This window comes from Gluconobacter oxydans, assembly GCF_006539685.1.
Classification (GTDB): Bacteria; Pseudomonadota; Alphaproteobacteria; order Acetobacterales; family Acetobacteraceae; genus Gluconobacter; species Gluconobacter oxydans.
On the sequence record NZ_BJNM01000008.1, the window covers coordinates 1 to 12,208 of the forward strand.

The window sequence follows — 12,208 nt, forward strand, 5'->3', positions numbered from 1 at the left end:
AGGTGCTTGAATGTCTGGCAGCATCCCTTCCCTGCGTCATGACGCCCATTGCTGCTGAGGGACTGTCGCTTCCCTCCGCCCTTGAAGAGCTTGTCACGGCTGATGCAGAGCACTTCGCGCGCCTGATTGCCCGGTATCACGATGACGAAAATGCATACAGGCCGGCAGCAGAGGCTTCCCGGCAGTTTGTCGCGGATCATTATTCCGTTTCATCCGCGTGTCTTGCAATATCGGAGGCGATTTTAAGAAAAACATAAAATTTACCTCTGTGTTTTTGGTGAATTGATCCAGATTTATTTTCAAAACAGGGGTCTGATATTTGAAATATGCTTTCATAATTCTTTAATAAAAACATAACATCGCCCAAACTTGTAACCAGTTATTAACAGCATCGTTTTTCACATCCTGGTCCTGAGTATCCGACCGCAGTGAGGAAAGGTTCCGCAAGGTGTCCATGAAGCGCGTACAACGAGCAAAATCCGGCCTGGCAGTCCTTCTGTCCGGCTCCATCCTTCTTCCATCCGTGGGGCTGGCAGCGTCTTCTTCTGCGGCCGAGTCCTATAAGACTGCGACGCCCATCAAGCATGTCGTCGTGATATTTCAGGAAAACCGTTCGTTCGACCATTATTTCGCGACCTATCCCAAGGCAGCGAATGTGAGCGGTGAGCCGGCGTTTACGGCTCTGGCCGGCACGCCTTATGTCAATAATCTCGCAAACGCCAATCTCATTACGAACAATCCGAATTCCAGTTCGGCGAACGGATCGGGAGCAGCGCTTCCGTTCCGCATCGACCGGACGCAGGCGAATACCGCGGACCAGAATCACAGCTATACGCCGGAACAGCAGGCTTACGACGCCGGGAAGATGGATCTGTTTCCAAAATATACCGGATCAGGAACGTATGGAAGCTCAGGTGCTTTTGGGACTAAAGGGCAGGTCCTCGGATACTTTGACGGCAACACCGTCACGGCACTCTGGAATTACGCCCAGCATTACGCGATGAGCGACAATAACTGGACGGACACATTCGGCCCCTCCACGCCGGGTGCGCTTGAGGTTGTGGCCGGCCAGACCAATGGTCTCCAGTCAATCGCAGGCAACAAGCTCGGCAGCGCCTACATCAATGACGGGCAGGGCGGATACACCCTGATCAACGATGAGGACCCGGCTTACGATAGCTGCTCGACCTCTTCACAGGTGCTGATCAATGCCAAGAACATCGGTGATCTGCTGAACGAGAAGGGTATTTCCTGGGGCGGTTTCATGGGCGGCTTTGATTTGACGCTCACGAATGCGAACAACACCACCGGCTGCAGCCGCAGCACCTATTCCGACACGGTGGGAACGCGCACCGACTATATTCCGCATCACGCCTGGTTCCAGTATTTCGCGAGCACGTCCAACCCGACGCATGCCCGGCCGAACTCCACGGCTTCGATCGGTTTCAGCACCATTCCCGGCACTGTGACGCCGGAGCCTGCAAACCATCAGTATGATACCGAGGATTTCTACGCAGCCGTTAAGGCGGGAAATTTTCCTGCGGTCTCCTATATCAAGATGCAGGCCTATCAGGACGGTCATCCTGGCAACTCGGACCCGCTGGATGAGCAGAACGGTATCGTGACGCTCGTGAACTTCATCCAGAGCCAGCCGGAATGGGCCAGCACGGCGATCATCATTGATTATGACGACTCCGATGGCTGGTACGACCATGCGTTCCAGAAGCCGCTCTGGGGCTCGTTTGACGGCACGGCGGATCAGCTTAACGGTGCCGGGGTCTGCGGAACTGCGGGATCGGCTCCCAAAGGTGTGGCGGGCAAGCCGGTTAACGGCCGCTGCGGACCGGGAACACGTATCCCGCTCATCGTGATCTCTCCGTATGCTCGCAAGAACTTCGTCAGCCATCGCCTGACGAGCCAGGCATCGGTGGTGCGCTTCATTGAAGATAACTGGCTGAGCGGAAAGCGGCTTGGTGGGGGATCGTTTGATGCGGCTGCAGGCCAGATCAACCCGATGTTCGACTTCACGCAGACGCCGAACACCACGCCGCTGATCCTGGATCCCGATACGGGAACGGTTCAGTAACAAACGGGACGTTCCGGGAGGTGTTCACGCCTCCCGGAACTGTTTCTGCGGGGCAGGCAGGCGTGAAAGGGCGAGAGCCGTTTCACGTTTTCTGTCGTACCGAGCCGGATGGATTTCCTATGCCGGGAAATGCTGCGGGTTGCCCTTCAGTTTTCCGTCTCGGAGAACAGGGACTTTGCCGTGTCCAGAACCTTCTGCCGATAGCTCTCGTTCAGGACCGGGGTATGGGAATGATAATCGCCGATCGCCTGCATGACGTTGCCGTGCTCCTGATTGATGAGCGTCCGCAGGATCAGGGCTGCTGCGGCGACATTGAAGCAGGAATCGGAGACAAGTCGTGCTGCGGTCTGCGTCGCGGGAAGATGGGCGACGTCCGCGAGTGTCTGCACCCATCGCGTGTTGATCTGCATAAGGCCGAGATCGGCGCTGCCATCCCTGTTCTGATGCACCATTCCTACTGCACCGCCCTCGACTTTCTGGATGACCGGAAGGACCCGCGGCGGCAGGTCATAGCGGATTGCGCTGGCAATGACGCAGGCAAGCAGAGGGAACGGCATCGGGGGATGGTCTCCAGTGTGCCGGTGTGAAGCGGCGCCGGCAGGGAAAGCTTTTTTATAGTCGGACGTCTCATTTGACGTCGTGTGAGGGTTTTATGAAAAAGGTTGAAACCGGTTCAGGCGCTGATGAACGGGAGGGTGGTTTTACCCTGCTCGAAATTCTTGTCGTGCTGGCAATCCTGGCATTGCTCGTCGGTCTCGTGGCACCTGCCGCACTCCGGCAGCTTGGGGGAGCGCGTGTTTCGGTCGCCCGTCAGTCGATCGCACGTCTTGGAACTGTTCTGGATCTTTATAAGCTCGATGTCGGCAGCTATCCGACCACCGAAGAAGGTCTTGAGGCGCTGATTCACAAGCCTTCGGGTGCGGAGAACTGGAACGGTCCGTATCTCAAGGACGCAAACGCGCCGAAGGATCCCTGGAATCATCCCTACACGTACCAGTTCCCCTCATCGCGTGAGGCCCATGACTATGATCTGTGTTCCTCGGGAGCGCATGGGAACGGGGAAACATCCCCCGCGCAGGCAGGAGCGATCTGTAATTGATCTGTCCGGATTGAGGGATACGGGCAGGCGGGCGTGTGTTTCGGCCGCCTGCCCGTCACTGGTCTGAGATCAGTTCTTTTCCAGCCGGACTGACAGGCTCAGCGCATGGGCGTCCAGTCCTTCGGCCTTTGCCAGCGCCACGCCGGCCGGGCCGATGCGGCGCAGGCCGGCTTCGTCGGCTTCGATGGTGGTGGTGCGCTTGATGAAGTCGAAGACCGACAGACCGGAGGCGAAACGCGCCGTGCGGCTGGTCGGCAGGACGTGGTTCGGACCACCGACATAATCGCCCACGGCTTCGGGGCAGTAGCGGCCCATGAAGATCGCGCCTGCATGACGGATCATGGCCGAGAAGTCGCGCGGGGCGTCGAGCATGACTTCCAGATGCTCGGGGGCCAGGGCATTGACGATCTCGGCAGCTTCCTCAAGTGAGCGCACCACGATGATCGCGCCGTGGTCTTCCCAGCTTTTCGAGGCGATGGCCGTGCGGGGGAGCGTTTCCAGCTCCTTGCGGACGGCTTCGGCAGCACGCTCGGCAAAGGCGGCATCGGTCGTGATGAGGATGGCCTGGGCCTGCTCGTCATGTTCGGCCTGGGCGAGCAGATCGAGCGCGACAAGGCGCGGATCGTTCTGGCCATCGGCGACGACCACAACTTCGGACGGTCCGGCGATGCTGTCGATGCCGACATGCCCAAAGACCTGCCGCTTGGCTTCTGCCACATACGCGTTGCCGGGTCCGACGATGCGGTCCACGGGCGCGATAAGGTCCGTACCGAATGCCATGGCACCCACGGCCTGCGCGCCACCGATGCGATAGATTTCCTCGACGCCACAGAGTTGTGCGGCCGCCAGAACCAGCGGGTTCAGCACGCCGTCCGGAGACGGCACGCACATGGCCAGCCGCTTCACGCCAGCCACGCGCGCGGGCAAGGCGTTCATCAGGACGGAAGACGGATAGGCGGCCTTGCCGCCGGGAACATACAGCCCGACCGCATCCAGCGGGGTCCAGCGCATGCCGAGGCGGATGCCGTCTTCATCCGTGAAGTCCAGATCCTTCGGCATCTGGGCGGCGTGGAACGTCTCGATCCGGCGTGCGGCGGTGCGCAGGGCGTCCATCAGGTCAGCAGGGACGCGCGCGGCTTCGGACGCGATTTCTTCGGCGCTGATCCGCAGCTTTTCGGCTGGCAGTGTCAGGCGGTCAAAGCGGGCAGTGTAATCGCACAGGGCTTCATCGCCCCGGCTGCGCACATCGGCGAGGATGGCGCGGACCGGCTCGGCCACACTACGTTCGTCACTACCACGCGCGGCAAGCAGTGTTGCGAAGTCTTCGGAGAACCCGGCAGCGGATGTATCAAGGCGTTTCATCAGGCGGCTTCCTCCGTGTTCAGGGCGGCGCGGAAGCGTTCGATCAGGGCGCTGATTTCTTCAGGGCGCGTCTTGAGCGCGACGCGGTTGACGATCAGGCGGCTCGTGACATGCGCGATGGTCTCGGTTTCCATCAGGCCATTGGCGCGCAGCGTGGAACCGGTATCGACCAGATCGACGATCACGCTTGCCAGATCGAGCGTCGGTGCCAGTTCCATCGCACCATTCAGATGCACGATCTCGGCGTTGATGGCGCGGGACGCGAAATGGCGGCGGGCGATGGTCGGGTATTTCGTGGCAACGCGCAGGCGGGACTGACCGGTTGCGGGGTCCTCGACCATGGTCTTGGGGCGTGCGACGGAAATGCGGCAGCCACCGATGCCCAGATCGAGCGGCGCATAGATGTCCGGATAGTCGAACTCCATCAGCACATCCGCACCGCAGACGCCGATATCGGCGCCGCCATAGGCCACGAAAGTCGCGACATCGAAGGAGCGCACCCGGACCACATCCAGATTCGGATCGGACGTGCCAAAGCGCAGGCGGCGGCTGCTTTCCGTCAGGCAGTCCGGATCAGGTTCGATGCCGGTGCGTGTCAGGACGGGGGCCAGCGCCTTGAGGATCCGCCCTTTCGGGAGCGCCAGGATCAGGGGTGAGTCACTGCGGACAGCGAGGTCCGCTCCGGTCTGGAGGCCGTTTCCGGTCCCGTTCTGGGGCGCTGTCATGAAGTGTCTTTCCCTTGCCGTCCGCAGCCACTGAGAGAACGGCAGGCCATATCACGAAGCCGGACTCTTCCCAAGTTCCGCAGAAAGATTTCCGGTTCCGCAAAAACCGGAGAGCTGGCTCTCGGGGCGTCGTGACTGACGAGATCAGCGGCTGAAGCTGGCGACCATGTCCAGCAGGTTGCGCTGACGCCGTGTGGCAAGCCGTGCGGCGGTGAGGACGGAGCGGGCCTGCGAAATGGCAGTGTCGAGATCCGAATTGATGATCGTGTGATCGAACTCCGACCAGTGGGAAATTTCATCCAGCGCCGCCTTCATGCGCCTGGCGATTTCTTCCGGATGATCCGAGGCCCGCTTGTTCAGCCGGCGTTCCAGCTCCTCCAGCGACGGCGGCAGGACGAACAGGCTCACCACATCGTCCGGCAGGGCCGCACGCAGAAGGCGGTGTCCCTGCCAGTCGATGTCGAACACCATGTCATGTCCGGCATCCAGCGCTTCCTCGACCGGTGCGCGCGGCGTGCCATACCCCCGTCCGAAAACTTCCGCCCATTCCAGAAGCTCGCCATCCGCGGCCATGCGGCGGAATTCCGCAATATCCCGGAAATGGTAATGCACGCCCTCGACTTCGCCCGGACGCGGACTGCGCGTCGTGACCGAGACGGAATGGCGCAGCGTGGGCTCCGAAGCGCGCAGGGCGTTGGCAATGGTGGACTTGCCCGCACCAGACGGGGCCGAGATCACCAGACAGACGCCGCGGCGGGGCAGTTGGGTCATGGGGTCTCCTTGCATGATGAGCCGGATGGGAAGTGTTCTGCCAAGCGTCTAGCGTGAAAGAGGCCGTTCTGGCCAGATATTCGGGCTGAATTCAGGGCGCTGCCCTGAAACCCGCAAAGAGACGCGGTCCCTTTGAACCCATGAATTTGTAAACGGGATCAAAGGGGCGAGCCCCTTTGTGGGGCGCGGGGCAAAGCCCCGATCCTCACGGCTCGGACTGCAACTGCGCAACAATGGCACTGCTGATTGTCCGCCGCGTCGGGCCGCCCAGCACATGGCCGAGCGGCGCCAGCACCTCGATATGATCACAGACGATCTTGAAGACCGCGAGCATCGGCACGGACAGGAACGCGCCTGAAATGCCCCACATCCAGTCCCAGAACAGCAGCGATCCCATGACGAAAACAGGATTGAGGGTGAAGCGCCGGGCCAGCAGCATGGGCGTGATTGTCTCGCCTTCCAGAACATGGATCAGCAGATAGATCGACGGCGGCAGGAGCGCGTAAAGCAGGGATGGAAAGCTGAACAGCCCGACCACGAAATAGACGACTACACCCGTCAGCGGGCCGATGATGGGGATGTAGTTCAGCAGGAAAGCCAGCACGCCCCACAGAAGCGGGTTGGGCATGCCAGTGGCCCAGCACTGGATCATGTTCACCAGCCCGACACCCAGATTCATCATCGTGATCGTCACGAGATAGAGCGAGACGTTCTGCTCGATCTGCGTCGCCATTTCCACGAGGCGGCGTTTCTTGGCGTAGGTTGGCATGATCTCGACGCAGCGGCGCAGGAGCGTGTCGCCTTCCGTCATGAGGAAGAACAGCATCAGCAGCATCGAGAAGAAGCCGCCGGCCAGTTCGCGTGTTCCGGCCAGGACGGAGGAGCCGAGGCGCGAGAGAGCCGTTTCTCCCCCGATCGTCCCGCTCACGCCATGCGTGGTGTGTGTGCTGCCCGAATGACCGCTGAACATGGCGGAAAGGCGCATATAGTCGCGCTGGACCACGTCGATTGGCCCGCTGAGCAGGGCGAGCTTGCTCTGCAGGGCGGGGAGCGTCTGCGGTGCGCGCGTGATCCAGCCGGCGGCCGGGACGGAAATGGTCGTGGCGATTCCACCCACGATTCCGAACATCATGACGATCAGCATGAGGCCTGCCAGATGCCGGGGCAGGTGCAGGCGCTGCGTCAGGAATCGCATGGGCGCGATCATGAGCAGGTTCAGGACGAGCGCGAAGACGAAGGGCAGCAGGATGGGCGCGGTGAAATACAGCGAATAGAATACGGCCAGAATCGTCAGGATCAGGACGCACATGTCGCGGATGTTCAGGTGTTCGCGCAGGAGATTCCGGTCGAGGGTCGGGTCCGGAAAATCGCCGTCTGGCAACAGTCTTTCGCCCGGCTTTCCCGAGGAAGAAGGGCTGTCGCTACAGGCAGGGTCGGCGGAAGACGCGATGGGACGGCCGGACATGTTTTCTTTGCCTGCAACGGAGACGGAGCTTACGGACCAAAACGATCCGCGAAAGGACACAGTTGCGTGTTCTGCCCAAAAACCCCCTTGAACTCCAGTGGCATCCGGTCACTAAATCATGAGGAGCGCCTGTGGGTGCGCAGGGGTGGAACATCTCTCGCATCTGCCGGTTATCGGAGACCAAGGAGAAAAATCATGGCCTGGAACACACCGAAAGTTACCGAAATCCCGCTGGGCGCAGAAATCAACTCGTATGTCTGCGGCGAGAAGAAATAAGCCGCTTTCCCGGGGACCCGTCCTTGAGGAATAATGGCACGGCCGCTCCCCCATGGAGCGGCCGTTTTCGTTCATGGGTGCTCTGTGGTGCCCCAGTCAGACGGTTTGTGAAAAAATGATTGATGTCATCGTGCTTGGCGCGGCGGCAGGGGGCGGTTTTCCGCAGTGGAACTCCGCAGCACCCGGCTGTGTGGCCGCCCGCACGCGACAGGGCGCGAAAGCCCGGACCCAGGCCTCCCTTGCCGTCAGTGCCGACGGAAAGCGCTGGTTCATTCTCAACGCCTCGCCCGATCTGCGGCAGCAGATCATCGATACGCCGGCCCTGCATCATCAGGGCAGCCTGCGTGGAACGCCCATTCAGGGCGTCGTCCTGACCTGCGGCGAGATCGACGCCATAACCGGGCTTCTGACCCTGCGTGAGCGTGAGCCTTTTACCCTGATGGGCAGCGACTCGACCCTTCAGCAGCTTGCGGACAATCCGATCTTCGGTGCGCTCGATCCGGAAATCGTCCCACGTGTTCCGCTCATTCTCGATGAAGCCACGTCCCTGATGAACAAGGACGGGATTCCGTCCGGTCTTTTGCTCACGGCCTTCGCCGTTCCGGGCAAGGCGCCGCTTTACGCGGAAGCCGCAGGGTCACGCCCGGACGAGACGCTGGGCCTTTCCATTACGGATGGATGCAAGACGATGCTCTTCATTCCCGGCTGTGCGCAGATCACGTCGGAAATCGTGGAACGGGTAGCGGCAGCCGATCTCGTGTTCTTTGACGGGACACTGTGGCGGGATGACGAAATGATCCGCGCCGGGTTGAGCCCGAAGAGCGGACAGCGGATGGGACATGTGTCCGTGAATGATGCCGGGGGACCGGTCGAATGTTTCACGACATGCGAAAAACCCCGTAAAGTGTTGATTCATATCAACAACTCCAATCCAATTCTGTTCGAAGACAGCCCCGAACGCAAAGACGTCGAACGCGCCGGATGGACGGTTGCGGAAGACGGCATGACTTTCAGACTGGACACACCATGACGCTCCTCACACCTGACCAGCTTGAAGCACAGCTTCGCCAGATCGGGGCCGAGCGGTATCACAACCGGCACCCGTTCCATCGCAAGCTGCATGACGGCAAGCTGGACAAGGCACAGGTTCAGGCTTGGGCGCTGAACCGCTATTATTATCAGGCCCGCATCCCGGCGAAGGATGCGACGCTTCTCGCACGTCTGCCGACGGCCGAACTGCGCCGCGAATGGCGTCGCCGGATCGAGGACCATGACGGCACGGAGCCCGGAACGGGCGGTGTTGCGCGCTGGCTGATGCTGACGGATGGTCTGGGGCTGGACCGGGATTATGTGGAAAGCCTCGATGGTCTGCTTCCAGCCACGCGCTTCTCGGTCGATGCCTATGTGAACTTCGTGCGGGACCAGTCGATTCTGGCGGCCATTGCGTCGTCGCTGACGGAACTGTTTTCGCCCACGATCATCAGCGAGCGCGTCTCGGGGATGCTGCGGCACTACGACTTTGTGTCGGAAAAGACGCTGGCCTATTTCACGCCGCGCCTGACGCAGGCCCCGCGGGATTCCGATTTCGCGCTGGCCTATGTCCGCGAAAAGGCCCGCACGCCGGAGCAGCAGAAAGAAGTCCTGGGAGCGCTGGAGTTCAAGTGCTCCGTGCTGTGGACGATGCTGGATGCGCTCGACTACGCCTATGTGGAAGGCCACATTCCGCCGGGGGCTTTCGTTCCATGACGGAGGCCCCGCATGTCGTGGCGGAGGGGACGGTTCTCTCCTTTGCCCGGGGGCATCGTCTCCAGCACGATCGTGTGCGGGACGTGTGGATCGTGCAGGCGCCTGAAAAAGCATTTGTAGTTGAGGGCGCCGCGCCGCATATTCTGCGGCTGCTGGATGGGAAGCGCAGCGTCGGCGAGATCATCCAGCAGCTTGCAATCGAGTTTTCCGCCCCGCGTGAGGTCATTGCGAAAGATGTCCTCGCGCTTCTTTCTGAACTGACAGAAAAGAACGTCCTGCACACATGACACTCCCTTCGCCGCCGATGAGCCTTCTGGCTGAACTGACGCATCGATGCCCGCTTTCCTGCCCCTACTGCTCCAATCCGCTTGAACTCGAACGCAAGGCGGCAGAACTCGACACGGCCACCTGGACTGCCGTACTGGAGCAGGCGGCCGAGCTTGGGGTGCTCCAGGTTCATTTCTCTGGCGGCGAGCCTATGGCGCGGCCTGATCTGGTCGAACTGGTCTCCGTCGCACGGAGACTCAACCTGTATTCCAACTTGATCACGTCCGGCGTGTTGCTGGACGAACCGAAACTGGAAGCTCTCGACAGGGCGGGGCTGGATCACATCCAGCTCTCTTTCCAAGACGTGACGGAGGCGGGAGCCGAGCGTATCGGCGGTCTCAAGGGAGCGCAGGCCCGCAAGGTTGCGGCGGCGCGGCTCATCCGCGCGTCCGGCATTCCGATGACGCTCAATTTTGTGGTGCACAGGGAAAATGTCGCCCGTATCCCCGAGATGTTCGCCCTGGCGCGGGAACTCGGAGCGGGGCGGGTGGAGATCGCGCATACCCAGTATTATGGCTGGGGGCTGAAAAACCGTGAGGCGCTTCTTCCCAGCCGGGATCAGCTGGAGGAATCCACACGCGCCGTGGAAGCGGAGCGCGCTAAGGGTGGTTTGTCCGTTGATTATGTGACGCCGGACTATCATGCAGACCGGCCCAAGCCCTGCATGGGGGGATGGGGCCAGCGTTTCGTGAATGTCACACCTTCGGGCCGGGTCCTGCCGTGTCATGCAGCCGAAATCATTCCGGATGTCGCATTCCCGAATGTGCAGGATGTGACCCTGTCCGAAATCTGGAACATCTCACCGCTGTTCAACATGTTCCGCGGGACGGACTGGATGCCGGAGCCCTGCCGCTCCTGCGAGCGCAAGGAGCGTGACTGGGGCGGGTGTCGCTGTCAGGCGATGGCGCTGACGGGGAATGCCGCGAATACCGATCCCGTATGCAGTCTCTCCCCCTATCACGATCGGGTGGAGCAGGCCGTCGAGAACAACATGCAGCCAGAAAGCACGTTGTTCTACAGGCGTTATACGTAATCGCCGTAAATATTGACTTTGCTAAGATGGAGAAAGGATGTGCCGTTCAGGACAATCTTGATATATCGAGCAATAATATCTGTTTCTATCTGAAGAGGTTCTCCAAACTCTCCGCCCACATAGTTGGTATTGGTCTTTTCGTAAAATTCTTCCCAGGAGAGGCCATCTTCTGATTTCAGAATTGAAAATTTATTGAATCTGCGAGCATATTCTTCGACATCACAACGGTTGAAAATGACGATTTGCTTGATGTGAGCACGCTCTTTGAGTTCTAAGCTCCACCATGGATTTTTTTCAAAACCTGTATGAAATGCCGGTGCCATTTGTAAGGGCTCTGTGACGGCCCTTTGTGCTTCAACTGCCGTATTGTGCTTTTCAAAAGAATATTCACAAACACTGCTTTGGTCTGCTTTTCCTTCATCAGAAATTAGCGGTAGGTTTGGAAGGTTAATGAAAACATCATACCTAAAAGTATGGGATCCAATCCACTGCGTGAAGGGTTTTGGACTGCGTTCTGAAATATTGTATAATGCGCCGATAATTGACTTATCTGAAAACTCAAGGTGCAAATTGTAAAAAGCATCAAGAAGTATGTTTAAATAATTTGCCTGGTAGTCCTTTTTGAGGTGCCGGGCCATATCATGATGATGAGTGTCTATAAAAACGACATTAAAGTTGTCAGCCTTATAGAATTTTGCATGCATGCTGTCTTCATATGAACATGCGGGATAAATCAAAACAGATTTAGATGCGGCATTTTCTGGAGCATAGTCACTAAAAGCAAATGTACTAATTTTACCATCGATAGGTGATAACGGGCCAAACCATTTACAAAATGAAGGTAATGCTGAATATTGTGGACTAAAAGATAGAATTCTTGTCAATCTTGAGCAATATTTTGAGAAAAGAATAGCGCCAGAGCCACCTAAACTTTCCCCCATGGAAAAAATATATTGGTACATCTTGCAAAAATTATCAACGAATCGAAACATTTTAATGGAACTAATGTTGTTATACCAGTCATGGTGTTTCGATCTTATGAAAATATAAGATATGTTGAAGTTTTTTACGGTATTTCTAAATTCTTCTACTGGCTCTGCTAGAGCAAGATTGCCTGCGCTTGAAAATACTACTGTAACGTTGTTTGATTCTCTATTCCAATGTGAAACTTCATAATAGTCATCATTATATATGAGATCCGACATATAAAATCCTTCCCAAAAAAAATCATCATCAAACATATGGCTAAAAAAATCTATGTGTTTGCATAGTCATCAAGGGAGCGTTTGAATACTCTCTTGATCGCTATGAAAGAGAT

14 protein-coding genes are annotated in these 12,208 nt (G+C 58.2%); 7 read left to right on the top strand and 7 right to left on the bottom strand.

Annotation, left to right across the window (positions count from 1 at the left end; all coding sequences use genetic code 11):
- A partial coding sequence (locus GOX01_RS13010) for a hypothetical protein (RefSeq protein ID WP_218023014.1) occupies positions 1–200 on the bottom strand: 200 nt, incomplete at its 3' end.
- Between the two features lie 254 nt (positions 201–454).
- Here GOX01_RS13010 and GOX01_RS04925 point away from each other — a divergent pair.
- Positions 455–2,086 (top strand): phospholipase C, encoded by a 1,632-nt coding sequence (locus GOX01_RS04925; protein WP_080504736.1) that lies wholly within the window; start codon positions 455–457, stop codon positions 2,084–2,086.
- Between the two features lie 146 nt (positions 2,087–2,232).
- On the opposite strand, the gene GOX01_RS04930 is transcribed toward GOX01_RS04925, so the two are convergent.
- Complete coding sequence (locus GOX01_RS04930) at positions 2,233–2,643, bottom strand: lytic transglycosylase domain-containing protein (RefSeq protein WP_011252559.1); 411 nt, start codon at positions 2,641–2,643, stop codon at positions 2,233–2,235.
- A gap of 95 nt (positions 2,644–2,738) precedes the next feature.
- On the opposite strand from GOX01_RS04930, the gene gspG reads away from it, so the two are divergent.
- Positions 2,739–3,185 (top strand): type II secretion system major pseudopilin GspG, encoded by a 447-nt coding sequence (gspG, locus tag GOX01_RS04935; protein ID WP_011252558.1) that lies wholly within the window; start codon positions 2,739–2,741, stop codon positions 3,183–3,185.
- A gap of 69 nt (positions 3,186–3,254) precedes the next feature.
- On the opposite strand, the gene hisD is transcribed toward gspG, so the two are convergent.
- The 4 genes from hisD to GOX01_RS04955 all read right to left on the bottom strand — a co-directional run bounded on the left by hisD (position 3,255) and on the right by GOX01_RS04955 (position 7,508).
- On the bottom strand, positions 3,255–4,547 hold the full coding sequence (gene hisD / locus GOX01_RS04940) for a histidinol dehydrogenase (protein ID WP_011252557.1): 1,293 nt from the start codon (positions 4,545–4,547) through the stop codon (positions 3,255–3,257).
- On the bottom strand, positions 4,547–5,272 hold the full coding sequence (gene hisG / locus GOX01_RS04945) for an ATP phosphoribosyltransferase (RefSeq protein WP_041111502.1): 726 nt from the start codon (positions 5,270–5,272) through the stop codon (positions 4,547–4,549). The genes hisD and hisG overlap by 1 nt, the downstream gene beginning before the upstream one ends.
- 144 nt (positions 5,273–5,416) lie before the next feature.
- Positions 5,417–6,043 (bottom strand): guanylate kinase, encoded by a 627-nt coding sequence (gene gmk / locus GOX01_RS04950; protein ID WP_011252555.1) that lies wholly within the window; start codon positions 6,041–6,043, stop codon positions 5,417–5,419.
- Between the two features lie 205 nt (positions 6,044–6,248).
- Complete coding sequence (locus tag GOX01_RS04955) at positions 6,249–7,508, bottom strand: AI-2E family transporter (RefSeq protein ID WP_011252554.1); 1,260 nt, start codon at positions 7,506–7,508, stop codon at positions 6,249–6,251.
- 195 nt (positions 7,509–7,703) lie between these two features.
- Here GOX01_RS04955 and pqqA point away from each other — a divergent pair, with 195 nt between their 5' ends.
- The 5 genes from pqqA (at position 7,704) to pqqE (ending at position 10,890) form a co-directional block, all read left to right on the top strand.
- On the top strand, positions 7,704–7,784 hold the full coding sequence (gene pqqA, locus GOX01_RS04960; RefSeq protein WP_010502998.1) for a pyrroloquinoline quinone precursor peptide PqqA: 81 nt from the start codon (positions 7,704–7,706) through the stop codon (positions 7,782–7,784).
- 115 nt (positions 7,785–7,899) lie between these two features.
- Entirely contained in the window at positions 7,900–8,814 is a 915-nt protein-coding gene (gene pqqB / locus GOX01_RS04965; protein ID WP_011252553.1) for a pyrroloquinoline quinone biosynthesis protein PqqB, read from the top strand.
- Complete coding sequence (gene pqqC, locus GOX01_RS04970) at positions 8,811–9,530, top strand: pyrroloquinoline-quinone synthase PqqC (RefSeq protein ID WP_011252552.1); 720 nt, start codon at positions 8,811–8,813, stop codon at positions 9,528–9,530. The genes pqqB and pqqC overlap by 4 nt, the downstream gene beginning before the upstream one ends.
- Positions 9,527–9,817 (top strand): pyrroloquinoline quinone biosynthesis peptide chaperone PqqD, encoded by a 291-nt coding sequence (gene pqqD, locus GOX01_RS04975; protein ID WP_011252551.1) that lies wholly within the window; start codon positions 9,527–9,529, stop codon positions 9,815–9,817. The genes pqqC and pqqD overlap by 4 nt, the downstream gene beginning before the upstream one ends.
- Positions 9,814–10,890 carry a pyrroloquinoline quinone biosynthesis protein PqqE gene (gene pqqE / locus GOX01_RS04980; RefSeq protein ID WP_011252550.1) on the top strand — a complete coding sequence of 359 codons (1,077 nt, stop codon included), beginning with the start codon at positions 9,814–9,816 and terminating at the stop codon, positions 10,888–10,890. Before pqqD ends, pqqE begins: the two co-directional genes overlap by 4 nt.
- Here the strand turns inward: pqqE and GOX01_RS04985 are convergent.
- Entirely contained in the window at positions 10,881–12,131 is a 1,251-nt protein-coding gene (locus GOX01_RS04985; RefSeq protein WP_081107045.1) for a discoidin domain-containing protein, read from the bottom strand. The genes pqqE and GOX01_RS04985 overlap by 10 nt on opposite strands.
- Positions 12,132–12,208 lie beyond the last annotated feature (77 nt).

What these genes read in the sequence shown, in the direction of transcription:
- GOX01_RS04925 (WP_080504736.1), top strand. Translation starts at nt 455, where the DNA reads ATGAAGCGCGTACAACGAGCAAAATCCGGCCTGGCAGTCCTTCTGTCC.
- GOX01_RS04930 (WP_011252559.1), bottom strand. Translation starts at nt 2,643, where the DNA reads ATGCCGTTCCCTCTGCTTGCCTGCGTCATTGCCAGCGCAATCCGCTAT.
- gspG (WP_011252558.1), top strand. Translation starts at nt 2,739, where the DNA reads ATGAAAAAGGTTGAAACCGGTTCAGGCGCTGATGAACGGGAGGGTGGT.
- hisD (WP_011252557.1), bottom strand. Translation starts at nt 4,547, where the DNA reads ATGAAACGCCTTGATACATCCGCTGCCGGGTTCTCCGAAGACTTCGCA.
- hisG (WP_041111502.1), bottom strand. Translation starts at nt 5,272, where the DNA reads ATGACAGCGCCCCAGAACGGGACCGGAAACGGCCTCCAGACCGGAGCG.
- gmk (WP_011252555.1), bottom strand. Translation starts at nt 6,043, where the DNA reads ATGACCCAACTGCCCCGCCGCGGCGTCTGTCTGGTGATCTCGGCCCCG.
- GOX01_RS04955 (WP_011252554.1), bottom strand. Translation starts at nt 7,508, where the DNA reads ATGTCCGGCCGTCCCATCGCGTCTTCCGCCGACCCTGCCTGTAGCGAC.
- pqqA (WP_010502998.1), top strand. Translation starts at nt 7,704, where the DNA reads ATGGCCTGGAACACACCGAAAGTTACCGAAATCCCGCTGGGCGCAGAA.
- pqqB (WP_011252553.1), top strand. Translation starts at nt 7,900, where the DNA reads ATGATTGATGTCATCGTGCTTGGCGCGGCGGCAGGGGGCGGTTTTCCG.
- pqqC (WP_011252552.1), top strand. Translation starts at nt 8,811, where the DNA reads ATGACGCTCCTCACACCTGACCAGCTTGAAGCACAGCTTCGCCAGATC.
- pqqD (WP_011252551.1), top strand. Translation starts at nt 9,527, where the DNA reads ATGACGGAGGCCCCGCATGTCGTGGCGGAGGGGACGGTTCTCTCCTTT.
- pqqE (WP_011252550.1), top strand. Translation starts at nt 9,814, where the DNA reads ATGACACTCCCTTCGCCGCCGATGAGCCTTCTGGCTGAACTGACGCAT.
- GOX01_RS04985 (WP_081107045.1), bottom strand. Translation starts at nt 12,131, where the DNA reads ATGTTTGATGATGATTTTTTTTGGGAAGGATTTTATATGTCGGATCTC.